General features: G+C 70.6%; 19 protein-coding genes. 10 read left to right on the top strand and 9 right to left on the bottom strand.

Annotation, left to right across the window (positions count from 1 at the left end; translation table 11 throughout):
* Positions 1-16: 16 nt before the first annotated feature.
* Positions 17-709 (bottom strand): type 1 glutamine amidotransferase domain-containing protein, encoded by a 693-nt coding sequence (locus E1202_RS14790; protein WP_132683641.1) that lies wholly within the window; start codon positions 707-709, stop codon positions 17-19.
* A 155-nt stretch (positions 710-864) separates the two neighbouring features.
* Between E1202_RS14790 and E1202_RS14785 the strand changes: the two genes are divergently transcribed.
* The 3 genes from E1202_RS14785 to E1202_RS14770 all read left to right on the top strand — a co-directional run bounded on the left by E1202_RS14785 (position 865) and on the right by E1202_RS14770 (position 3,997).
* Positions 865-2,082 carry a helix-turn-helix domain-containing protein gene (locus E1202_RS14785; RefSeq protein WP_235878385.1) on the top strand — a complete coding sequence of 406 codons (1,218 nt, stop codon included), beginning with the start codon at positions 865-867 and terminating at the stop codon, positions 2,080-2,082.
* 114 nt (positions 2,083-2,196) lie between these two features.
* Positions 2,197-3,198, top strand: coding sequence for an aldo/keto reductase family protein (locus E1202_RS14775; protein ID WP_132683639.1), 1,002 nt, complete (start codon positions 2,197-2,199; stop codon positions 3,196-3,198).
* Positions 3,199-3,274: 76 nt separating this feature from the next.
* Positions 3,275-3,997: a haloacid dehalogenase type II gene (locus tag E1202_RS14770; RefSeq protein WP_132683638.1), complete on the top strand. Its 723-nt coding sequence runs from the start codon at positions 3,275-3,277 to the stop codon at positions 3,995-3,997.
* A gap of 471 nt (positions 3,998-4,468) precedes the next feature.
* On the opposite strand, the gene E1202_RS14765 is transcribed toward E1202_RS14770, so the two are convergent.
* The 3 genes from E1202_RS14765 to E1202_RS14755 form a co-directional block, all read right to left on the bottom strand.
* Positions 4,469-5,344 (bottom strand): LysR substrate-binding domain-containing protein, encoded by an 876-nt coding sequence (locus E1202_RS14765; protein WP_132683637.1) that lies wholly within the window; start codon positions 5,342-5,344, stop codon positions 4,469-4,471.
* Between the two features lie 101 nt (positions 5,345-5,445).
* Entirely contained in the window at positions 5,446-6,894 is a 1,449-nt protein-coding gene (locus E1202_RS14760; protein ID WP_132683636.1) for a PrsW family intramembrane metalloprotease, read from the bottom strand.
* Positions 6,895-7,001: 107 nt separating this feature from the next.
* Positions 7,002-8,291: an aspartate aminotransferase family protein gene (locus E1202_RS14755; protein ID WP_132683635.1), complete on the bottom strand. Its 1,290-nt coding sequence runs from the start codon at positions 8,289-8,291 to the stop codon at positions 7,002-7,004.
* A 459-nt stretch (positions 8,292-8,750) separates the two neighbouring features.
* Here E1202_RS14755 and E1202_RS14750 point away from each other — a divergent pair, with 459 nt between their 5' ends.
* Positions 8,751-8,981, top strand: coding sequence for a hypothetical protein (locus E1202_RS14750; protein WP_132683634.1), 231 nt, complete (start codon positions 8,751-8,753; stop codon positions 8,979-8,981).
* Between the two features lies 1 nt (position 8,982).
* Here the strand turns inward: E1202_RS14750 and egtD are convergent, their stop codons facing one another.
* Genes egtD through egtA form a run of 4 tightly spaced genes read right to left on the bottom strand, consistent with a single transcriptional unit; the run spans position 8,983 to position 13,278 of the window.
* The gene (gene egtD, locus E1202_RS14745) at positions 8,983-9,948 is read right to left on the bottom strand and encodes an L-histidine N(alpha)-methyltransferase (protein ID WP_235878383.1); all 966 of its coding nucleotides are present in this window, start codon (positions 9,946-9,948) and stop codon (positions 8,983-8,985) included.
* Positions 9,930-10,706 carry an ergothioneine biosynthesis protein EgtC gene (gene egtC, locus E1202_RS14740; RefSeq protein WP_132683632.1) on the bottom strand — a complete coding sequence of 259 codons (777 nt, stop codon included), beginning with the start codon at positions 10,704-10,706 and terminating at the stop codon, positions 9,930-9,932. Before egtC ends, egtD begins: the two co-directional genes overlap by 19 nt.
* Before the next feature lie 2 nt (positions 10,707-10,708).
* Entirely contained in the window at positions 10,709-12,034 is a 1,326-nt protein-coding gene (gene egtB / locus E1202_RS14735; protein WP_408006474.1) for an ergothioneine biosynthesis protein EgtB, read from the bottom strand.
* A gap of 26 nt (positions 12,035-12,060) precedes the next feature.
* Positions 12,061-13,278: an ergothioneine biosynthesis glutamate--cysteine ligase EgtA gene (egtA, locus tag E1202_RS14730; protein WP_328590984.1), complete on the bottom strand. Its 1,218-nt coding sequence runs from the start codon at positions 13,276-13,278 to the stop codon at positions 12,061-12,063.
* A gap of 196 nt (positions 13,279-13,474) precedes the next feature.
* On the opposite strand from egtA, the gene E1202_RS14725 reads away from it, so the two are divergent.
* From E1202_RS14725 to E1202_RS14715, 3 genes are all read left to right on the top strand, one after another.
* A complete protein-coding gene (locus tag E1202_RS14725; RefSeq protein WP_132683629.1) occupies positions 13,475-14,068 on the top strand; it encodes a TetR/AcrR family transcriptional regulator in 594 nt (197 codons plus the stop codon).
* A 70-nt stretch (positions 14,069-14,138) separates the two neighbouring features.
* On the top strand, positions 14,139-16,220 hold the full coding sequence (locus tag E1202_RS14720; RefSeq protein ID WP_132683628.1) for an FUSC family protein: 2,082 nt from the start codon (positions 14,139-14,141) through the stop codon (positions 16,218-16,220).
* 100 nt (positions 16,221-16,320) lie between these two features.
* Complete coding sequence (locus tag E1202_RS14715; protein WP_132683627.1) at positions 16,321-17,838, top strand: alpha/beta hydrolase; 1,518 nt, start codon at positions 16,321-16,323, stop codon at positions 17,836-17,838.
* Between the two features lie 64 nt (positions 17,839-17,902).
* On the opposite strand, the gene E1202_RS14710 is transcribed toward E1202_RS14715, so the two are convergent.
* Complete coding sequence (locus E1202_RS14710; protein WP_328590983.1) at positions 17,903-19,381, bottom strand: peptide MFS transporter; 1,479 nt, start codon at positions 19,379-19,381, stop codon at positions 17,903-17,905.
* Positions 19,382-19,794: 413 nt separating this feature from the next.
* Between E1202_RS14710 and E1202_RS14705 the strand changes: the two genes are divergently transcribed.
* From E1202_RS14705 to E1202_RS14695, 3 genes are all read left to right on the top strand, one after another.
* Positions 19,795-21,135, top strand: coding sequence for a hemolysin family protein (locus E1202_RS14705; protein WP_207918638.1), 1,341 nt, complete (start codon positions 19,795-19,797; stop codon positions 21,133-21,135).
* The gene (locus E1202_RS14700; RefSeq protein WP_132683626.1) at positions 21,132-22,172 is read left to right on the top strand and encodes a hemolysin family protein; all 1,041 of its coding nucleotides are present in this window, start codon (positions 21,132-21,134) and stop codon (positions 22,170-22,172) included. Before E1202_RS14705 ends, E1202_RS14700 begins: the two co-directional genes overlap by 4 nt.
* Before the next feature lie 162 nt (positions 22,173-22,334).
* Positions 22,335-23,268: serine/threonine-protein kinase (locus E1202_RS14695; RefSeq protein WP_235878380.1), on the top strand; the 934-nt coding region annotated here is incomplete at its 3' end.

Genomic DNA, 23,268 nt, shown 5'->3' with positions numbered 1-23,268 from the left:
GAGCGCCCGGACCGGTTCAGGAGAGGGCGGCGATCATGGCGTCGGCCATCGGTCCGCTCGAAGCCGGGTTCTGCCCGGTGAACAGGTTGCCGTCGCGCGTGGTGTGGGCCTGGTAGGCCGGTCCGCCGGAGTGCTTCGCACCCCCTTCGCGCAACCGGCTCGCCAGCAGCCACGGAGCTCCCTCGGCGGTGCCGAACAGCTCCTCCTCCTCGTCGGTGAACGCGGTCATCTCACGACCTGCGAACACCCACCGGCCGTCGGAGTCCACAGCGGACAGCAGCGCGGCGGGACCGTGGCAGACCGCGCCGATGAGCTTGCCCTCCCGGTCGGCCGCGGTCAGCAGACGACCGAGGTCGGCGTCCTGGAAGAGGTCGATGACCGGACCGTGCCCGCCCGGCAGCACGACGGCGACGTAGTCGTCGATGTCGACGTCGGCGAGCGCGAGCAGCGGACCGAACTCGCGCAGCGCCTTCTCGGCGTGCTCGACGTAGCGCCCGCAGTCCTCACCCGCCACGGCCGGGTCGGCGCTGTGGGCGTCCAGCGGCTGCAGGACGCCGCCGGGCGAGGCGAAGTCGACCTCGAAGCCGGCTCCGACGAACTTCTCGTGCGGCGCGGCGAGCTCCTCGGCCCAGTAGCCGGTGGGGTACGACGTGCCGTCGGTGCGTTCCCAGGTGTCGGCGGCGGACATGACGATCAGAATGCGGCTCACGGCGGTTCCTCGCTCTCGGAGTTCCGGACGACTCCCAGCTTGGCCGACGAAACCGCACGTCAAGGCGCCCTATCGCGCCCTGCCGGACCTCGGTCGCGGCAACCTAGGACGCCCAGGCCCAGGCAGGCGCGTGCGTTGCCGGGAACAATGACGGCGTGGCCGACCTCAACCGCGAACTCGCCGACTTCCTGCGCCGCGCCCGAGCGCAGGTCGACCCGTCCCGCGCGGGGCTGCCGCCGGGCGGACGCGTCCGCCGGGTTCCCGGACTGCGCCGTGAGGAGGTCGCCCGGCTGGCGGGCGTGTCCACCGACTACTACTCCCGCCTGGAGCAGGGCCGCCGCATCACGCCGTCGCCGTCGGTGATCGAGGCGATCGGCCGAGCCCTCGACCTCGACGCGGCCGGGCGCGCCCACCTGGACGACCTCATCGGACCGGCGACGAGCACGCGCCGTCCCGCCGCGGTCCAACGCCTCCGCCCAGGTCTGCACCAGCTCCTGGCCGTCGTCGACGAACCCGCGCTGATCCTCGGACGACGCCTCGACGTCCTCACCGCCAACCGCATGGCCAAGGCGCTGTTCACCGACTTCGACGAGATGCCCGCGACCGAGCGCAACTACGCCCGCTGGATGTTCCTCGACGAGGCGGCTCGCTCCCTCTTCGTCGACTGGGAGCTCCAGGCCCGCAACACCGTGGAGACCCTCCGCTTGGAGCTCGGCCGCGACCCCCAGGACCGCGCCACGGCTGAGCTGGTCGCCGCACTGCGCCGGCAGAGCCCGGATTTCGATCAGTGGTGGGAGCAGCACCGAGTCCACCAGCGCACCCACGGCTCGAAGCGACTCCGCCACCCGTCGTCGGAGACCTCGCGGTGGAGTTCGAAACCCTCACACCACCCGGTGATCCCGACACGACCCTGTTCCTCTACACGACGGAACCCCACTCGCCGTCCCACCGAGCCCTCAACCTCCTCGCCAGCTGGGCAACCCCAGCGGCGCTGGACCAGGACTGACGCCCAGCGAACGGGTGGCGGCGCGGGAGGAGGCGTCGCGCGAAGTGATGTTCGGTACGTCCGCGAACAGGCCGGTCAGCGTACGAAGGAGGTGAGGAGTTGCAGCCAGGCTGCGCGGAGGAGGAGGCGGGTGGGGCTTGCGTTGTCGTCGGCGGTCTGCTGCCGGCGGTTGTTGCGCACCTGGATGTCCTCTTCGAATCCGTCGGGCCGGGCGTCGTCGCACAGCGGCCCTGAACTTTCGACGCCTGGCAAGACTCCGTTGTCTCGCCAGGCCACACACCCGGCCGAAGCGCGGCGTGCGCTGGATACCTTGGCGGTTACCTCGCGTTTACGCAAGAGATCATCACCGGCGAACACGCTCAGTTGATCGAAATTGCACGTCTGACCTGGGATGATCGATGGAGAGTTGAGCCGATCGGGTGGAGCAGCGGCTTATGCTGCGAACGGCGGCTTGCGCTTCGAGGCGACCAGGAGGACGCGAATGCACTACCGGCATCTGGGCAGCAGCGGCTTGATCATCAGCGAGCTGGTGTACGGCAACTGGATCACGCACGGCTCCCAGGTCGAGGAGAACGCGGCCGTGGCCTGCGTGCGCGCCGCGCTGAACAACGGCATCACCAGCTTCGACACCGCCGACGTCTACGCAGGTGGACGCGCCGAGGAGGTCCTGGGGCGGGCGTTGCGGTCCGAGCGCCGCGAGGGCCTGGAGATCTTCACGAAGGTCTACCACCCGATGGGCGAGGGCAAGAACGACCGCGGGCTGTCGCGCAAGCACATCATGGAGTCGATCGACAACTCGCTGCGCAGGCTGCAGACCGACTACGTCGACCTCTACCAGGCGCACCGCTACGACCCGGAGACGCCGCTGGAGGAGACGATGGAGGCCTTCGCCGACGTCGTCCGCAGCGGGAAGGCGCACTACATCGGGGTTTCCGAGTGGACCGCGGAGCAGATCCGCGCGGGTCACGCGCTGGCTCGCGAGCTGCGGATCCCGCTGGTGTCCAACCAGCCGCAGTACTCGGCGCTGTGGCGGGTCATCGAGGGCGAGGTCGTCCCGGCGTCCCGCGAGCTGGGAATCGGGCAGATCGTGTTCTCCCCCATCGCCCAGGGCGTGCTGACCGGGAAGTACCGGCCCGGTGCCGAGCCACCTGCCGGTTCGCGCGCCACCGATGAGCGCGGCTCGACGTTCGTGGCCCGCTACCTGCGCGACGAGGTCCTGGACCGCGTCCAGCAGCTCAAACCGCTGGCCGAGGAGGCGGGCTTGTCGCTCGCGCAGCTCGCGGTCGCGTGGGTGCTGCAGAACGACAACGTCTCGGCCGCCATCATCGGCGCCTCCCGGCCCGAGCAGGTGTCGGAGAACGCCGTCGCCGCAGGTGTGCAGCTGGACGGGGAGCTGGTGGCGAAGATGAACGACGTCCTCGCCCCGGTCGCGGTCACCGATCCGGGCAAGACCGCCGAGAACGCCCCGAAGTCCCGCAGCTGACCCACCACGTCGCCCTTCCGGGCGTCCCGACGAGCCCGTAACCTGCGAGCGTTGGACACGACCCGGGAGGGCGACGATGCGACCGGAACGCCTGGTGGACGCGGTGCTGTTCGACACGTTCGGCACCGTCGTCGACTGGAGGAGCGGCATCTCGCAGGCGGTGGCGGAGTTCTCCGGCGCCGTCGACCCGGACGAGTTCGCGCTGGCGTGGCGCGGCCGCTACCAGCCGTCGATGGCCCCGGTTCGCAGCGGTGAGCGGGAGTTCGTCGACCTCGACGTCCTGCACCACGAGAACCTCGAAGCCACCGCCGCCGAACTCGGACTCCCCCTCGACACCGCCGATCCGTCCGATGTGGACCGGCTCAACCGCGCGTGGCACCGGCTCCCCGCCTGGCCCGACAGCGTCCCCGGGCTGACCGAGCTCAAGCGGCACTTCATCATCGGCCCGCTGTCCAACGGCCACACCGCCCTGCTGACCAACATGGCCAAGCACGCGGGCCTGCCGTGGGACGTGATCCTCGGCTCCGATCTGCTCCGCACCTACAAGCCCGACCCCCGCGCCTACCTCGGCGCGGCCGACATCCTTCGCCTCCCACCGGAACGCGTCATGCTGTGCGCGGCCCACAACACCGACCTGGAGGCAGCGCAACAGGCGGGCCTCCGGACGGCGTTCATCCCACGCCCCACCGAGTACGGCCCGGCCCAACGCCGCGATCTCCACGCCACGGGCCCGTGGGACGTCATCGCCCAGGACATCGTCGACCTCTCGGTCCAGCTACCCCAGCACGCCCCGGGCTGAGGGGCTGTCCGGTGAATGGCGGACCCGGCCGGAACCGCCGACCGATGATCCGCTGGTCCAGGGACCGGATTGCGGCAGAATCCGGTCCCTGATTTCGGCGGGAATCGGCGTCGTAGACCGCCCGGACACGCGGCGGTCGCCCAGCGTCCCGGATTTCAGTGGAGATCCGGGACCTGACTTCCACTGAAATCGGGAATCCAGGTGCGGGACGAGGCGGTGGGGCTGTTGGCCGGTTGAGGTCGGTGGTCCTGAGGCGTCGAGCATGTTCGGGGGCGGAATGGCCGATAGGCCTTGTCTTCGGGGAGCGCACTTGCACTCGACGCCACCGGCGCAGGTCGGGCGAATTGGATCGTGCGCTGGAACGACCCCTCAGCGCCGTCGCCCCCGCAGTCGAACGCCCATCGTTGCCAGCACCAACGAACCCGAAGACCAACTCGCGCCAAGAACCCGACACTCCCCCGAGCTGACCTCTCAGAGCAGGCCGAGCAAGGCGTGGAGGGCTGGGTTGTCGTTGGCGTGGCGCCAGAGGAGGTGGAGTTCGACCGGTTCCGGTTCTGGGAGGCGGATCGGGCGGAAGGTCACGCCCTCCAGGCGCAGCCGGGCTGCGGTGGCGGGGACCAGGGCGGAGCCGAGTCCCACCTGGACCAGGGCGAGGGCCGTGTGGATCTGGCTGACGTGCTGGACGTAGGTCGGTTGGACGTCGGCGTTGCCGAAGATCGTGACCAGCAGTTCGTGGAAGTAGCGGGCCTCGGTCGGTGAGTACATCACCATGTCCGCGCCGTGGAACCGCTTCAGCTCCAACGGTTCCGAGCCGTCGGCCAGCGGATGCCCCTCGGGCAGGGCGGCCAGGAGTGGTTCGGCGCGCAACCGGCGCGACGCCAGTTCCGGCCGTGCGGCAGGCGGTCTCGCCAGACCCAGGTCCAGGGAACCGCCGGAGAGGCGTTCGACCTGGTCCCGGGTGACGAGCTCGTGCAGCACGACGTCCACGTGCGGCAGGTGTTCCCGAACGGTCGCCAGCACCCTGCCGAGCTCGCCGTAGGACGACGTCGCGGTGAAACCGACGCGGATCATCCCGGCCTGCCCGGCCGTCACCCGCCGCACCGACAGCGCCGCGTTCTCCGCTTCGCTGAGCAACCGCCGCGCGTCCTGCAGGAAGGCACGTCCGGCCGGGGTCAGCCGCACGGTGCGGCTGGTGCGGTCGAACAGCTGGACCTTCAGCTCCTTCTCCAGCTGCTGGATCTGCCGCGTCAGCGGTGGCTGGGTCATGCTGAGCCGCTGCGCGGCGCGGGCGAAGTGCTGCTCCTCGGCCACCGCGACGAAACCGGTCAGGTGGGTCAGGGTGAACATCGATGCCGCCTCAGTATCGGTGGCCGCCTCAGCAGGTCCGGTCCTGCATCAGTGGTTCACCCTACCGAGGCAGCAGCCGGAAACCGACTGTCAGACCGCCACTACCGCGGCGGCCACGGTCCCTGCTGCCCCGGCCCCTGCGGAGGCCTCGGCTGACCCGGACCCGGCTGGCCCGGCCACTGCTGACCGGGCGGCATCTGCTGACCCGGAGGCATCTGCTGTCCAGGAGACATCTGCTGGCCAGGGGGCATCGGCGGCTGCTGCGGTCCCGGGTGGGGCGAGTTTCCCGGCGGCTGACCGGGATGCTGCGGCGGCTGGACGTGCAGCTTGTGGGTCGGCATCTCGTTGAGCTGCTTGGGCAGCGTGAAGAAGCCCGACTGCTCGTTGCGGGCCCACGGGGCCGGTGCCGGCTGGGGCCTGCGGAGGAAGAAGGCGTCCCGGGCCACGCGCATCAGCGCGACGATCTGGTCCCGGCGGGTGAAGAACGCCTGCGGCTCGATCGTGCGGCGCTCGGCCTGGGAGTGCAGCAGCGCGAGTTCCGTCGCGGCGAGCTGGTAGTCACCCATGGCCTGCGCGCCGACGTTGCCCGCCTGGGAGCGCGCCCAGTGCCGGGCCTGCCTGCGCCCCCGCATGGTGCCGAGCATGTTCAGGTCGTTCGGGGCGACCAGACCGCTGGGGACGTAGGCGGGCAGGTACCGGCCGATGAGGTGCACCAGGCGCCTGCGGTCGCGGACCAGGATGATCACCAGGATCAGCAGCACGACGGCTTCGACGATGTAGGCCAGGATCAGGCCGCCGAGCCCGAACAGCACCGACCCGCCGTTCCACAGCGCGTGCAGGAACACCGCCGCGCACCAGCCGAAGAAGATCGCGAAGATCCGGCCGAAACCCCGGTGCGTGGCCGCGTAGGCGATGCCCAGCCCCGTCATCGCCGTGTACATCGGGTGTCCCAGCGGGGCCACCACGCCCCGGATCAGGACCGTGCCCCAGATCTCGCCGGGAACCGAGGCCAGGCCCTGCATGTAGTAGAGGACGTTCTCGACCAGCGCGAAGCCCAGCCCGCACAAGCCCGCGTAGACGATGCCGTCGGTCGGGCCGTCGATCTCGTTGCGGCGGACCACCAGCAGGAACAGCAGCAGGGCGCCCTTGAAGCTCTCCTCCACCACCGGTGCGATCACCGAAACGGTCAGCACCGTCGCCGTTTCCGGCCCGAAGACCACGGCCAGCACCGACTCGCCGACGGTGTTGACGATCAAGGCGCCCAGCAGCGCCACGCCCGCGCCCCAGCCGAAGGCGACGAGCAGGTTCAGCCGCGGCTCCGGTTCCAGGCGGTCCACCAGCAGGAACAGCGCGACCAGCACGATCGCGGTCGGCAGCGCCAGCAGCATGCCGAGCACGACGTTGCCCGGCGCACCGGGCACCAGCAGGAAGTAGGACGCCAGGGCCAGCAGCATGCAGATGCCGGAGACCACCAGGCCGATGATCAGCGATACCGGCGCGCGGTTGGAGTTGCGGCCTTCCAGGACCGACTGCGGGCTCAGAGCGGGCATGCCCGGCAGCGTAGGAGATGAACCCCGATCACGTCCGGTCAGCCCCGATTTTCACCCGGACCGACCGGACGTGCATCACCGCCTCACCGTTGAGTCCACAGAGGACGTCACAGCTCGCGTTCGGCCTGCGAGATCGCGTCGGTCAGGATCCGCAGCGCGTCGGTCGCTTCGGACTCGGTGAGCGTCATCGGCGGTGCCAGGCGCAGCACGTTGCCGTGCAGCCCGCCCTTGCCGATCAGCAGGCCGCGCTGCTTGGCCAGCTCCATCACCCGCGCGGCGGCCTCCGGCACCGGCTTCTTGCCTCCCGGCGCCACGAGCTCGACGCCGATCATCAGGCCCTTGCCGCGCACGTCGCCGATGAGCGCGCTGTCGTGCGAGCGAAGTCCTTGCAGCAGCTGGGAACCGAGCTTCGCGGCGTTGCCCTGCAGGTCGTGCGCGAGCAGGTACTCCAGCGCGGCGTGCGCTCCACCGGTGGAGATCGGGTTGCCGCCGAAGGTGGAGATGGAGTTCGCGCCGATGTCGTCCATCAGCGAGGCCTCGGCGACCAGACCGCCGATGGCGAGACCGTTGCCGAGCCCCTTGGCGAAGGTCATCGCGTCCGGTGTGACGCCGTGCGCCTGGATGCCCCAGAAGTGCTCTCCGGTGCGTCCCCAGCCGGTCTGGACCTCGTCGGAGATGAGCAGGATGCCGTACTCGTCGAGCACCTCCGCGAAGGCGCCCAGCAACCCGTCCGGCGGGGTGGCGAAGCCGCCGACGCCCTGGATCGGTTCGGCGATCATGCAGGCCACGTCACCGGCCGTCGTGGTCTCGATGACCTCGCGCAGGTCGTCGACGCAGGCGGCGATGTAGTCGGCGTCGGAGAACGCCGAGAACGGGCTGCGGTAGCGGTAGCCGCCGTGCACGTAGCTGACCTTCACCGGCGACAGCGACGTCGCCGACCAGCCCCGGTTGCCGGTCACGGCCAGCGTCGCGAAAGCCCGACCGTGGTAGGAGTTGCGCAGCGCCAGCACCTGGTTGCTGCGGCGCTTCTGCGTCGCCAGCATCAGCGCGGTCTCGTTGGCCTCGGTGCCGGAGTTGGTGAAGAACACCTTCGGCTCGCGCAGCCCGGACAGCTCGGCGATGCGCTCGGCCAGCTCCACCTGCTGCCGGATCAGGTACAGCGTGGAGGTGTGCAGGACTCCGGTGTCGACCTGGCGGCGGATCGCGTCGCTGATCTCGTCGATGTCGTAGCCGATGGCGTTGGTGAGGATGCCGGCGAAGAAGTCCAGGTAGGTGTTGCCGTCGGCGTCGGTGACGTGCCGTCCCGAGCCGCTGACGATCTCGATCGGCTCCTGGTAGTACAGCGACAGCCAGTCCGGCAGCACGGCTTTGTGCCGAGCCAGCAGCGAATCCGACATGCTTCCTCCTGCTCTTGCGACCACGTTGCGGTCAGGCCAGTGTCGCGCGTCGAAGGCCTCCGGGCCATGACCCGCCGACTTGTCGGCTACCCCCGATGATCGTTCGCGCACCGGGTGTAGCCTGTGCCCCGCCGGTCACGCCGCACCAGCACCTCCCCCCAGTAGCTGGCGCCGCGTGGCCGGCCCTATCAGCTCCACTCCCCGTGCTCAGCAGGTCGGAGGGCCGCACCTGGGCAATCCCTTCGGGTGATCAGTTGGTCGTTCTCGCGCAACGTCGCTAGGCCGAACGGGTCAACACGCCTAACCTCGCGTCACGTGCTTCCTGCGGACGAGTCCCGTCCGCAGGAGGTGGCAGATGATCAACCGAGTCCACATCGCCCTGCCCGCCCGCGGTCTGCCGGGAGACCCGGTGGACACCAGCCTGCGGCCGGGCCGGGCACAACCACCGGGGGCGGCACTATGAGCTCAGTGGTCGCGGTCAGGTTCGCCGCGGGAGTGGTGGCCGAGTCGCGTCGCCAAACGCACCTCGCGGCCCAGCCGGAAGGACCGTTCCCAGCCGCGTGGCGCACGTTGTGCGGCATCCAGATCCCGTCGTACGTCGCCGAGGTGTCCGACCACCCGGCCGGGATGCCCTGCGTGCGGTGCATGTCGCGGTTGCCCGGTTCCTCCGAGCCGGAGCTCGAGCGGTGAGTCAGCGCGCGATCGACAGCGACAGCGCGAACTCCGACGCGTCGTCCAGCCACCAGCTCCCGAGGTCGAAACCGGCCACCGCCAGCTCGTCGGCGATGCGATTACGCCGGAACTTCGCCGAGATCTCGGTGCGGATCTCCTCGCCCTCGGCGAAGTCGACGTCCAGCGCGAGCTCGCGCACCCGCACGTGCACCGCCCGCGTGGCGCGCAGCCGCATCTCGATCCACTCCTGATCGGTGTTCCAGCGGGCCACGTGCTCGAAGGCGTCCGCGTCGAAGTCCGCGCCGAGCCGGTTGTTGAGCACCCTGAGCACGTTGCGGTTGAACTCGGCCGTCACGCCGCGGGCGTCGTCGTAGGCGCGGATCACCCGCGACGGCTCCTTGACCAGGTCGGTGCCCAGCAGCAGCCACTCCCCCGGCCGCATCGCGGCGTGCAGGGAGGCGAAGAACCCGGCGCGCTCCTCCGGCAGCAGGTTGCCGATCGTGCCGCCCAGGAACGCCACCAGCCTGTTCTCGCCGTGGTCGAGGCGGCCGGTGGTGAAGTCGTCGACGACTCCGGAGACCTCCAGGTCCGGGTAGTCGGCCTCGATGGCGGCGACCGCTGACCGCAGTGCCGATTCGGAGACGTCCAGCGGCACGAACCGGCGCAGCGTGCCGTGCTTGCTCAGCGCGTCGAGCAGCAGCCGGGTCTTCTCCGACGAGCCGGAGCCGAGCTCGACCAGCGTGGCGGCGTTGGTCAGCTCGGCGATGGTCAGCGCCGTCCGCCGCAGGATCTGGTGCTCGGCGCGGGTCTGGTAGTACTCGTCGAGCTCGGTGATGCGCTCGAAGAGCTCGCTGCCCGCCGCGTCGTAGAACCACTTCGGCGAAAGCCACTTCGGGTGGTCGGTGAGTCCTTCTCGGACCTCGGCGCGCAGCTCGCGATCGGCATCGGCTTCGGTGAAGCGCACGGTCAGCTCGGGAATTCGCACGAATCCTCCCCCAGGGAAACGACCTCGGTGTGTTCGGTGTCGGCGACCAGCAGGCAGCGGTCGGGGATCTCGACCCATCGGGTTCCGCCGGGCTCAGCGGCCTGGCCGAAGGGTTCGGAGGCGACGGTCACCGCATCGCGATCCCGGCGCACCCACAGCGAGTGCGTCCAGGTGGTGGCCACGATCCGGGTGCCATCGCCGAGCAGCAGGTTCAGCCGCGAGTCGGGGGCTGCGGCGTGCACGTCGCGCACCAGCTCCGCCATCGCGGTCTCGGGTTCGGCACCGTCGGCGAGACTTCTGCGCAGCAGCGCCCAGAGCACGGCGGAGTCGGTGGGCTGGGCGGTGAGCAGATCGGCCGGGTCCAGCCGCGCGGCGAGCTTGGCCAGCGAGTCCGGCCAGCCGCCGACCTTGCCGTTGTGGCTGAACAGCCACCGGCCGTCGGTCAGCGGCGCGCACAGCTCGGGTCCCACCGGCATGCCGACGGTCGCCGACCGCACGGCCGCCACCACCGCAGAGGCCCGGAGGTCCCGGGCGAGCCGCGGGAACGACGTGTCGGTCCACATCGCCGCGCCGTTGCGGTAGACGCCGGTGGCGCCGTCGTCGCGGAACCAGCCCGCGCCGAAGCCGTCGGCGTTGACGGTCCCGCCGCCGCGCATGTCGTTGGGCGCCCAGGACTGCTCCAGCAGCGAGTGCGGCGGGTCGAGCAGCAGCTCGGCCAGCGGCACGGGTGTTCCGAGGTAAGCCAGGTGCCTGCACATGCTCAGCGCTCGTCCGCGTTCGGGGTGCGGGCGCAGCGGAAGCCCGCGAAGATCTGCCGCCGGATCGGGAAGTCCCAGTTGCGGAAGGTGCCTCGGCAGGCCGACCGGTCGGTGCCGAACGAGCCGCCGCGCAGCACCTTGTGGTCGGAGCCGAAGAACACCTCGGAGTACTCGCGGTACGGGAACGCCGCGAAGCCCGGGTACGGCAGGAAGTCGCTGGAGGTCCACTCCCACACGTCACCGATGAGCTGCCGCGCACCGCACGGCGCCTCGCCCAGCGGGTAGGCCCCGGCGGGTGCGGGTTGCAGGTGCTGCTGACCGAGGTTGGCGTGCTCGGGCGTCGGGTCCTCGTCACCCCACGGGTACCGGCGGGAGCGCCCGGTGCCGGGGTCGTAGCGGGCCGCCTTCTCCCACTCGGACTCGGTGGGCAGCCGCTTGCCCGCCCAGGCGGCGTAGGCCTCGGCCTCGTAGAAGCTGACGTGCACCACGGGTTCGTCGCCGGGCACCTCTTCGACGTGGCCGAAGCGCCGGCGCATCCACCGCTCTCCGTCCCGGAACCAGAACCGGGGCGCTTCCAGCGAGGCCTTGTGCCGGTAGTGCTGTCCGGCTTCGCTCCACCAGCGCGGATCGTGGTAGCCGCCGGCGTCGATGAAGCGGGCGAACGCGGCGTTGGTGACCGGTGCGGTGTCCAGGTGGAAGGCGTCCACGTGCACTTCGTGAGCGGGACGTTCGTTGTCCAGCGCCCACGCCTCGGTGGAGGTGCCCATGGTGAACGGTCCACCCGGCACGAACACCTCGGCGGGCAGCGCGCCGGAGGAGGGCGGCGGCGGTTCGGCGGTGAGCGCGGGCGGGCCGTCGCGGAGCTGGTGGGTGGCCAGCATCGTCTCGTCGTGCTGCTGCTCGTGCTGCACGATCATGCCGAAGGCGAAGGCGCGCTCGACGAGCCTGCGGCCTTCCATCGGCGTCTCGTCGAGCAGGTCGAAGACCTTGTCGCGCACGGTGGCGACGTAGTCGCGGGCTTCGCGCGGACCGAGCAGCGGCAGCTCGGGCCGGTCGGCGCGGCGGTGCTGGAAGGCGTCGTAGAGGTCGTCGATGTCGGGCCGGACGGCCTCGCGCCCGCCCACGTCGCGGACCAGCCACAGCTCCTCCTGGCTGCCGACGTGCGCGAGGTCCCAGACCAGCGGCGACATCAGCGGTGAGTGCTGCTTGACGAGGTCCTCGTCGTCGACGGCGTCGGTGAGCTGCGCGCTGCGCTGTCGGGTGCGCGCCAGTTCGGCGGCGACGTGCTCGCGCAGGTCTTCGGTTCCCAGTTCGTGAAGGTCTTTCACCGTGCACACCTCCGGTCGTGACGGGTTCAGCTCAGGCGCCGGGCGACGTGCTCGGCGAGTCGGTCGGACAGGCCGTCGCCCGTGCCGCCCAGGAGCCGGCAGGCCAGGTCGAAGATGTCGCGGGCGCAGCGGGCCAGCACGGGGTCGGCGAGGCCGAAGCGGGCGGCGTGCACCCAGCGCCCGGCGGCGGGCGCGGCCATCACGGCGACCTTGTCCACGATGGACTCGTCGCCGAACAGCGCGGCGAGCGCGGCGGTGGGCAGCATCCAGTCGGTTCCGGACTGCGCGTCGAGGTAGCGCACCTCCAGGTAGCCGTGGGCGCGGACCGGCGGGAACACCGTGGTCAGGTGGTAGTCCAGGTCTTCGCGGGTGGGCGGTTCCGGGAGCCCGCCGTGGATCCACTCGGCGAAGCTCAGGCCGCTGGGCGCCGACCAGTCCTCGCCCTCGCGGCGTCGGCAGACGACCGCCATGTCGAGCATGCGGCGCGCCCAGCCGCTGACCGGGTCGCCCTTGGTCGGGCCGGGTCGGGTGCGCGGCGGGTCGGTGTCGAGCAGCACGCGGGTGCGGGTGGAGGCCCAGCCGGTCTCCTCGCCGAACAACCGCGGGGAGTTGGCGAAGGCGGCGATCATGACCGGTCCGAGGGCGTGCAGCGCGTTCCAGCGCGCGGCGATCCGGTCCGGTTCACCGGCGTCCAGGCACACCTGCACGCCTGCGGTGCTGCACATCATCAGCCTGCCGTCCAGGCCGATGCGGTCGAACGCGGTCTCCATGGCCTGGTAGCGCGGCACGCGCAGGATCCGGTTCGGATGCCGGTAGGGGTCGGTTCCGCTGTCGCCCAGCGCCAAGCCCGCTCGGTCCAGCAGGCGGTGCAGGTAGTCGGCGTCAGCGGCCACGACGCTCAGCAGGGAGCGCAGCGATGTGGTGGGAAGACTGGAGATCTCGACCTGGCCACCAGGCTCAACGGTGAGCACGGAGCCGTTCGGCAGCGGTTGTTGCGGGCTGTCGGGAACCAGGGAGCGGGGTGCGTGCGGGCCGAGCGCGGCGATGAGCGTCGCGGCGTCGAGGGCACGTCCCGGATCAGATCGGTGGTGCACGGTCCATTCGAGTTCGACACCCAGCAGCCGGGGAGGTCCGTGCTTGAAGCACACCGACGCGACGTAGGCTTCCGCCTCCGCCCTGGTGCGCACTCGTGAGGTCGGGAACTCGCCGGTTGCAGGATCGGTCGATATCGCCAAGATGATCACCGCCCGTGATTGGCCGGTTACCGACGCTACCGTCAGCCCCCGACAGTCGCGACCCTTGTTCTGCGCTCGGGCAGCTGTTAGAAGCGGCGCGAAACTCCGCCCGATCCGGTGCAGTTGCGCGGGCATCGGCTTGAAAAGTCAACAAAACGTACGTACGGATTGCAATGGCGCGGACTGTCCTGCCAGGATTCACGCCATGCCCCGGGTCAGCCAGGACCACTTGGACGCGCGACGCCGTCAGATCCTCGACGGTTCGCGGTCCTGCTTCGCGCGCTTCGGGTACGAGGGTGCCACCGTGCGACGCCTCGAAGAAGCCACCGGCCTGTCCCGCGGCGCGATCTTCCACCACTTCAAGGACAAGGAATCGCTGTTCCTCGCCTTGGCCGAGGACGACGCCGCGCGGATGGCCGACGTGGTCGCCGAGCAGGGCCTGGTGCAGGTGATGCGCAACCTGCTCGACGCCCCCTCCGGCGCCGAGGCGAGGGCGCTCGGCGCCGACTGGCTGGGAACCCGGCTGGAGGTCTCCCGCAGGCTGCGCACCGACACCGAGTTCCGGGAGCGCTGGGCGCAGCGCTCCGAGCTGCTCACGGCAGCCACCCGGGCGCGTCTGCAGTGGCAGCACCGGGCCGGGAACCTGCGCGACGACGTCGACGTCGACGTGCTGACCGCCTACCTGGAACTGGTCCTGGAAGGACTGGTCTCGCACCTGGCGATGGGACTTCCGGCCAAGCACCTGGGTTCGGTGCTCGACGTCGTCGAGGAGAGCGTGCGACGGCACCGAGGCCGGTGATCCAACAGCTCGAGCGCGGTTCGGCGTAATCTCACGCCAACGACGGCTGAGGCGAAGGAGACCGCGCGGCATGGGCAGCGAGTGGTGGAACCGCTTCCTCGCTTCCGATCCGTCGTTGCGGAGATTGCGCACCGCCGTGCGCGTCACCCTCGCCGTGGCGCTGACGCTGGCCGCCGCGGTGCCGCTGCTGGCCTGGTGGGGGCAGCCGCTGCCGAGCGCCATGATCGGCGCGGTGGTGGCCATCAACGGCTCGCTCGGCGTCAACGACCCGGACCGGCGCGGCCAGGCCATCACCTACGCGCTGCTGCCGCTGCCGGTGCTGGCGGCCCTCGGTCTGGCGATCGCCACCCAGTTCTCGCCGCCGCTGCACAGCGGGGTCTTCCTGCTGGTCATCTTCGTGGCAGTCTACGTGCGCAGGTTCGGCCCGCGGTACTTCCCGCTGGGCATGGTCGCGTTCATGGGCTACTTCTTCGCGATGTTCCTGCGCCCGCAGTCCGCGCAGTTCCCGGCGCTGGTCGCGGCGGTGCTCATCGGCACGATCATGGCCGCCGGCCTGCGGTTCCTGGTGCTGCGCGACGATCCCGAAGGGGTGCTGGCGCGCGGCCGCCGCACGCTGCGCGCGCAGGTGCACGGCCTGCTGCACGCGGTGCGCGACGTCGCCGACCAGCCGACGTCCGCGGGACGGCGGCGAAAGCTGCACAACCGCTCGGTGCGGCTGAACGAGACCTCGCTGATGCTGGAAACCACCGTCGGCCGGATGGACGAGCTCTCCGAGTCCGGCCGCGACGTGCTCCGGCAGCGGATCCTGGACGTCGAGCTGGCCGCGGAGAACCTGGTGACCCGGCTGCTGCGGCTGGTCGACCACCCCAGCGGTGGTGGTGCCGTGCCGCACGCGGTCGGCGCGCTGCTGTCGGTGCTCGAGAGCCGCCCGCGCGAGATCCGGGAGGCCACCCGTCGGGTGTCCGAGCAGATCGAGGACCGCGGGTCGGTCGACCTGGCGATGGCGGTCCGCAGGCTCGGCACCGAACTGTCCGAGCTCGCCGAAGCCGCCGGGGAGCTGGGCGAGCAGCGGGACGAACCGGACAGCGCTGCCGAGGAGGACGCCGAGGAGCCCGGTGATGAGCAGACCGGGCTGGCACGCCCGGAACTGCGCACCGCCATCCAGGTCACCGTGGCCGCGGGCCTGGCGATCGTGCTCGGTCAGCTGGTCTCGCCGAACCGCTGGTACTGGGCGGTGATCACCGCGTTCGTGGTGTTCATCAGCGCCAACAGCCGCGGCGAGCTGCTGGTGCGCGCCTGGCAGCGCACGGCGGGCACCATCCTCGGCGTGCTGGCGGGCATCGTGGTCGCCGCGCAGGTCGGCGGGGACCTCACCGCCGAGTTGGCGGTGATCCTGCTGTGCGTGTTCCTGGCGTTCTACTTCGTCGGCTACTCCTACGCCGCGATGACCTTCTTCATCACCACCCTGCTCGGGGCGCTGTACGGGATGCTCGGCACCTTCGACGCCTCGGTGCTGGAAACCCGCCTGGCCGAGACCGCGGTCGGGGCGCTCGCCGGGGTGCTGGCCGCGGTGTTCGTGCTGCCGACCCGCACCCGCGAGCTGGTCCGCACCAACACCGGCGAGTTCCTCAAGGCTCTGCGGGACTTCCTGCGCAGCACCGGCACCGAGCTCAGCGAGCACGGGACCGCCTCGGGCTTGCAGGAACCCACGCGCGCGCTCGACGACGCCCTGCAGCAGGTGCTCACCAGCGCGAACCCCCTCACCGCCTACCGGTTCCGGTCCCGGCGCAGCCAGGTGCAGCGCACGGCCACCAAGCTCAGCGGTTGCGCCTACTACGTCCGCAACCTCTCGGTGGCGCTGGGCGATGCGGCCGAGATGGTCGACGCCGACACGCGGGAGCGGCTGGCCGAGCAGCTGTGGGCGCTGGCCGACGCCGCCGAGTCCCTCACCGACGAGGGCCAGGTCCCGTTCGAGGAGGCGATCGCGGCGGCGCACCGACGCTCCGACGAGTTGCACGACCTGGCCGAATCGCTCACCGACGGACCGACGTCGTTGCACCGCAGCATCCGCTGGCTGGACCGCACGACGCAGGTCCTCGACGAGCTGCCGCGCGAACTCGGCACCGACGCTCACCTGGCCGGGCGAAGCTGACACCCCCTCCCGGCGACACGGCACCGAGTCCGTAGGTCGCCACCGCCCCCGCTCCTACGCTGCGAGATCAACTGCCTCCACGCGTCTGAGGAGCCCCCACGTGAAGCGTTCGATCGCGCTCGGTCTGGCTGCGGTCGCGGCACTGGCCGTCGCGCCACCCGCGGCGGTCGTCGCGGCGCCCCGACCTGCCCTGCAGTTCGGGCAGTGCCCGCAGGACATCGCCACGCCGTACCCGCAGCTGAGCTGCGCGACCGTCGAGGTCCCGCTCGATCACGCCAACCCCGGCGGTGAGCGGGTGCAGATCCTGGTCTCCAAGCTGCCCGCGCGGAATCCGCAGGCGCGGCGCGGCGCGCTGCTGGTCAACCCCGGCGGGCCCGGAGGCCCCGGAGCCGACTTCGCCGGCACGCTGGGCGGTCTGGTGCCGCCGCAGGTGCGCGACTCCTACGACCTGATCGGCTTCGACACCCGCAACACCGCGCACAGCACGCCGATCAGCTGCGTGGACCCGGCGACCTACTGGGCCAACCCGCTGCCCGACCCGGACTCCCCCGCCGCCCGCGAGACCAACTGGCAGCGCGCGCAGGCCTACGCCGACGGCTGCGCGCAGCGCGCCGGGAAGTACCTGCCGCACCTGAACACGCCCACCAACGCCCGCGACATGGACCTCGTCCGGGCCGCGCTCGGCGAGCAGAAGATCAGCTTCCTCGGCTACTCCTACGGCACCTACCTCGGCGCGGTCTACGGGCAGCTGTTCCCGGAGCGGGTGGACCGGATGGTCCTGGACAGCTCGGTCAACCCCGACGTCTCGGAGATCTGGTACGGCAACAACCTCGCCCAGGACGTGGCCGCGCAGCAGCGGCTCGACCACTTCTTCGACTGGGTCGCCCGGCACGACCGGGTCTTCCACCTCGGCACCGAGGGGCTGCAGGTGAAGGCCGCGTGGCAGCGCACGCAGGAGGAGCTGCGCAAGGCACCGCGCGGACCGCTGGGGCCCTCGGAGCTGATCGAGATCAGCTTCAACGCGCTCTACGGCGAGTCCGACTGGCAGCCGCTGGCGCAGGGGCTCGCCGACTTCCAGCTGCGGGGCGACGACCGCGCGCTGGCCGCGATGGTCACCCCGAAGGACGCGCTGGCCGAGAACGGCAACGCGATCTACAACGCCGTGGAGTGCGCCGACGCGCCCTGGCCGACCCGCCGCGCGGAATGGGAGCGAGACTCCCGCCGGATGGCGACCGGGAACCCGTTCGCCGCGTGGTTCAACAGCTGGACCGTCGCGCCGTGCCGCACCTGGCACGCGCCCCGGCAGCAACCCACGAAGATCACCGGTGAGAAGCTGCCGCCGGTGTTGATGTTCAACTCCGAGCACGACGTCGCGACCCCGTACGCGGGTGCCGTCGAGATGCACCACTCGCTGCCGTCGTCGGTGCTGGTCACCGAACGCGACGCGGGCAAGCACGGGGTCTGGGCGCTGTCCGGCAACGCCGAGGCGGACCGGATCGGCGCGGACTACCTGGTGCACGGCGCCCTGCCGGCCGAGGACGTCGCCATCCCGGGCCACCCCGAGCCGGACCCCTCGGCATCGGACACGCGCGACTCCCGCACGTTCGACCTGCGCTGAACCTCGCCACGACGAAGAAGGCCGGCCCCGGGAACGGGACCGGCCTTCTTCGCGCGCTGAACCGTCAGTTCACGCCGTGCATGTAGCGCTTGATGACGCGCGCCGAGACCAGCAGCAGCACCGCGCACCCGATCGTGGCGATGCCGACGATCGAGAAGTACAGCTGCTGGTTCTCCACCGAGTACAGCTTCACAGCCTGGGCGCCCAGGCCCTGGCCCATCGCCGGGGCCAGGAAGTACAGGCCCATCATCTGCGAGGTGAACACCTTCGGCGCGAGCTTCGTGGTCGCCGACAGGCCGACCGGCGAGAGCATCAGCTCACCCACGGTCATGATCACGAACACCAGCGCGAGCATGATCGGCAGGTGCTTGCCGTCGTCACCGGCGGCGAACTTCGACAGCACGACCCACAGGAACGACACGCCGACGAAGAACAGACCGCCGACGAACTTCTGCGGGGTCGACGGCTGCCGCGAGCCCAGCTTCATCCACAGCGCGGCCATGACCGGCGCCAGGATGATGATCGCCAGCGGGTTGACCGACTGGAACCAGGACGCCGGGACGGCGAAGCCGAACACGTTGAGGTCGGTGTCGGCCTCGGCCAGGTTCGCCAGCGTGTTCGGCTGCTGCTCGAACAGCAGGAAGAACAGCGCGGTGGCCAGGAACAGCGGGATGTAGGCGATCAGCCGGTCGCGCTCCACCTTGGTGATCTCCTTGCTGGAGAGCATCACCACGAAGTAGATGATCGGCAGCACCGCGGAGATGATGCTGATCAGGTTGACCAGACCGTCGAGCCCCATCACGCCGGTCGCCGAGAGCGCGACCAGCACCACGACGAAGCCCAGGGCGATGCCTCCCGCGCGGCCCAGGACGCGGCCCTTCTGGTCGGCGGGCAGCGGGTTGACCGGGACGAGGCCCGCGCTGCCGAGGTTCTTGCGTCCCAGCGTGTACTGGATCAGGCCCAGCGCCATGCCGACCGCGGCGGCGCCGAAGCCCAGGTGCCAGTTGACCTTCTCGCCGAGGGTGCCCACGACGAACGGCGCGATGAAGGCACCCAGGTTGATGCCCATGTAGTAGATCGAGAAACCGGCGTCGCGGCGGTTGTCCTGCTCGCCGTAGAGGCCGCCGACCAGCCCGGAGACGTTCGGCTTGAGCAGGCCGGTGCCGATGACCAGCAGCACCAGGCCGATCAGCACGGTGGTCATGCCACCGGGCATGGCCAGTGCGATGTGGCCGAGCATGATGATCACGCCGCCGTAGAGGACCGCGCGCTGGGCTCCGACGACCCGGTCCGCCAGCCAGCCGCCCAGGACGCCGGTCATGTAGACCGAGGCGCCGTAGACCCCGACCACCGACAGCGCGGTCGATTCGGGGATTCCCAGGCCGCCTTCGGACACGGCGTAGTAGAGGTAGTACGCCAGAATGGCGCGCATGCCGTAGTAGGAGAACCGCTCCCACATCTCGGTGAAGAACAGCGTCAACAAACCGCGCGGGTGTCCGAAGAAACCCTTCTGCGGCGCGTCCGCAACCGTGGGTGTGCTCACGATCACGTCCTCTCGTGATTGTTCAGCGCGGCGGTGACCGCGACAACTTCGTCGCAGGTTACTTCTAGGTAGACAGGATCAGACCATCGGGGCGAGAAGCAGCCAACGACCGGCCACAACGGACTCCGCTCCGCCCCAACGCACCTGGTGGGAGCAGGCCGCGAGGAGCACCTGCGCGCGCACCCGGCAGCCGCCGAACTCCGGGAAAGCCGGGAATCGTGATCGCGCCGCTACCGATTGCATCGCATCAGCGCCGGTATACTCGGAACGACCTTTTCCAACTGGCCCATTCAATTCACGGGAGTGAGCACTTCAGTGCCAGCGGCACAATCCCCAGAGGGAAGCAGTACCGAGCCGGGCAGTAGACCCGGCTATCTCCGATCATCGGTCACTCACACGAGGCGGGCCGAGGGTTGATCGAAATCCTGTTGGCCGTTGTCGGCCTTCTGTTCATCGCAGTGCTCACGCTGGGCACCGGTCTCGCGGTGGCAGCGGAGTTCTCCTTGACCTCGCTGGAACGCTCCACGGTGGACGCGCACGTGCACTCCGTGGACGACAAGCGCGCCCGCGCCGTGCAGCGCGCGCACCGCACGCTGTCGTTCCAGCTCTCAGGCGCGCAGGTCGCGATCACCCTGACCACTCTGATCACCGGTTACGTGGCCGAGCCGCTCATCGGTGACCTGATCCAGCCGGTGCTGACGGCCCTGGGCATGCCGCTGGGCGTGGCCGGGGGCGTGTCCTTGGCGCTGGCGATCCTGCTGGCGACGGCGCTGTCGATGGTCTTCGGCGAGATGGTGCCGAAGAACCTCGCCATCGCCCGCCCGCTGCCCACGGCGCGCGCCGTCTCCGGCTACCACGCGCGGTTCTCGCAGGTGTTCAAGTGGCTGATCGACGCCATGAACAACAGCGCGAACTGGGTGGTGCGCAGGTTCGGCATCGAGCCCCAGGAGGAGCTGCGCTCGGCGCGCTCCCCCGACGAGCTCGGCTCGATCGTGCGTTCCAGCGCCGCGCACGGCACGCTCGACGAGTCCACGGCCCGGCTGATGGACCGCTCGTTGCGCTTCGGCGACCGCAGCGCGGAAGAACTGATGACCCCGCGCGTGCGGGTGGCGTCGCTGCAGGTCGGCGAGACCCTCGTGGACCTGCTCGACCTCGCCCGCCGGACCGGGTTCTCCCGGTTCCCGGTGCACGGCGGCGACCTCGACGAGATCCAGGGAGTCGTGCACGTCAAGCAGGCCTTCGGCGTTCCGGCCTCGCGCCGGGAGTCCACCCGCGTGGAGACGCTGACCCGCCCGGTGCCGACGGTGCCGGCCACGCTGGACGGAGACGCGCTGCTCAACCGGCTGCGCGGCTCGGGCCTGCAGCTGGCGGTCGTCGTCGACGAGTACGGCGGCACCGCGGGCATCGTGAGCCTGGAGGACGTGGTCGAGGAGATCATCGGCGACGTTCGCGACGAGCACGACCGGCTGGAGATCTCCGCCGTGCGCAGGCTCGGCGAGGACTCCTGGCTGATCTCCGGGCTGCTGCGCCCCGACGAGCTCGCCGAGGCCACCGGTTTCGAGATGCCCGAGGGCGACTACGAGACCGTGGCCGGCCTGCTGCTGTGGCGGCTGGGCCGGATCCCGTCGGTCGGTGACCAGCTCGAGGTGGAGGACTGGCGGCTGACCGTCATGCGCATGGACAAGCACCGCATCGCCGAGCTGCGCCTCACCAAGCAGCCGGCCCAGGCCGAGGCGATGGAGGCGACCCGATGAGCGACTCCTACGCGCTGCTGCTCGGCGTCCTCCTGCTGCTGCTCAACGCGCTGTTCGTCGGCGCGGAGTTCTCCCTGCTGTCCTCCCGCCGCGACCGGCTGGAGGCCCTGCTGGCCCAAGGGGTCGGCCGGGCGCGCACGGTGATCAAGGCGAGCCAGGAGGGTTCGCTGATGCTCACCAGCGCGCAGCTGGGCATCACGCTGTGCTCGCTGGGTCTCGGGCGGCTGGGCGAGCCCGCCGTCGCCCACACCCTGGAAGCGCCGTTCAGCGCCCTGGGCATCCCGGAGCCGGTGACGCACGCGGTGGCGTTCACGATCGCCCTGACGATCGTGGTGATCCTGCACGTGCTGGTCGGCGAGATGGTGCCGAAGAACCTGGCGCTGGCCGAGCCGGAGCGCATGGCGCTGTGGCTGGTGCCCGCGCTGGTCGGGTTCGTGCAGCTGGCGCGCCCGTTCATCGCGCTGTTCAACATGATGGCCAACGCGGTGCTCAAGCTGCTGCGGATCGAGCCGAAGGACGAGCTGGAGACCGCCTACACCTCCGCCGAGCTGGCGGAGCTGCTGGTGGAATCGCGGCGCGAGGGGCTGCTGGAGCACTCCGAGCACCGCAGGCTCGCCCAGACGCTGTCGTCGGTGGAGCACACCGTCGCCGACGTCCTGGTCCCGCTCCCCGAGGTCACGACGCTGCCGGGTCGTCCGACGCTGGGCGATGTGGAGCGGGTGGTGGCCGACACCGGCTTCTCCCGGTTCCCGGTGCGCGGCGACGACGGCAGGCTGCTGGGCTACCTGCACGTCAAGGACGTGCTCGACCAGGCGGGCGACGATCCGCAGACGCCGATCTCCGACGCCCGCAGGCGCGACCTGCCCACGGTGCCGGTGACCGCGCGCCTGGATGAGGCCATGACGTCGCTGCGCCGGGCGGGAAGCCACCTGGCCGCGGCGGTGGACGCCGGTGGCGCGGCGGTCGGCGTGGTGGCCCTGGAGGACCTCGTCGAGGAGTACGTGGGCACCGTCCGCGACGGCACGCACGTCCACTGACCGGTCGAGGCGCGGGCGGACGCGCCTCCTCCAGATGGCGCAACTTCTGGGGAAACCGCGGGTGCACGGGATTGCCCGAACGGCCGCAAAATCCCGTTTTCCCAGTTCGCGCCGGGGATGCCCCCGGCGCGAACCGGGAACTCCGCTCGGTAGTGTCCATGCGTGCGAGATGATCAGCTCTCGCCGTCCCACGCGGACACATCTTCTTCGGGCCGCGTGATCGGCGGCAGGTACCGGCTGGACCGCACCATCGGCAAGGGCGGGATGGGCTACGTCTGGTCCGGGACGGACGAGGTCCTGGAGCGCCCGGTGGCGGTCAAGGAACTCCACCTGCCCGCCGACCTGCCCGAAGAAGGGGCCGCTGACCTGCGCGAACGGGCCCTGCGGGAAGCGCGGGCGATGGCGACCCTCAGCCACCCGAACACCGTGATGCTCTACGACGTGGTCCGCGAGGGCGCCTCCGGCCCGTTCGTGGTCATGGAGCTGGTGCCGGGTCGGAGCCTGTCGGCGATCCTGAAGAAGCACCGCGCGCTCAACCACTACCAGCTGGCCGTCATGATCGACGGTGTGGCGGCGGCGCTGGACGCCGCTCACCGGGTCGGCATCGTGCACCGCGACGTCAAGCCGGGCAACGTGCTGCTCGGGCCGCGCGGGCAGGTCAAGCTCGCCGACTTCGGGCTCTCCCGCAACATCGCCGAGACCACCATGACCCGCTCCGAGATGCTGCTGGGCACGCCCGCCTACCTGCCCCCGGAGATCGCGCGCCGCGGCGCGCTCGACTCCCGGGCCGATCTGTGGAGCCTCGGCGCCACGCTCTACTCGGCCGCCGAGGGCCGCCCGCCGTACGACAAGACCAGCGATCCGCTGGTCATCATCAGCGCGATCGTGCACGGGCCGCTCCCCCGCCACCACCAGACCGGACCGATCGGCGAGGTCCTCGGCGGGCTCCTGGTCAAGGAACCGGGTCGGCGGATGCCGCTGGTGGAGGTGCGGCGCAGGCTGCACGAGATCGTCAGGTCCGCCGGCGACGAGCCGTTCGAACCCCTGCTGGACCCCAACGCCCCGGAGGCGACCGAGCGCATCCCCGCTCCCGTGG

This window comes from Saccharopolyspora karakumensis (assembly GCF_004349225.1).
GTDB lineage: Bacteria > Actinomycetota > Actinomycetes > Mycobacteriales > Pseudonocardiaceae > Saccharopolyspora > Saccharopolyspora endophytica.
This window is presented reverse-complemented; position numbering and strand designations above follow the sequence as displayed.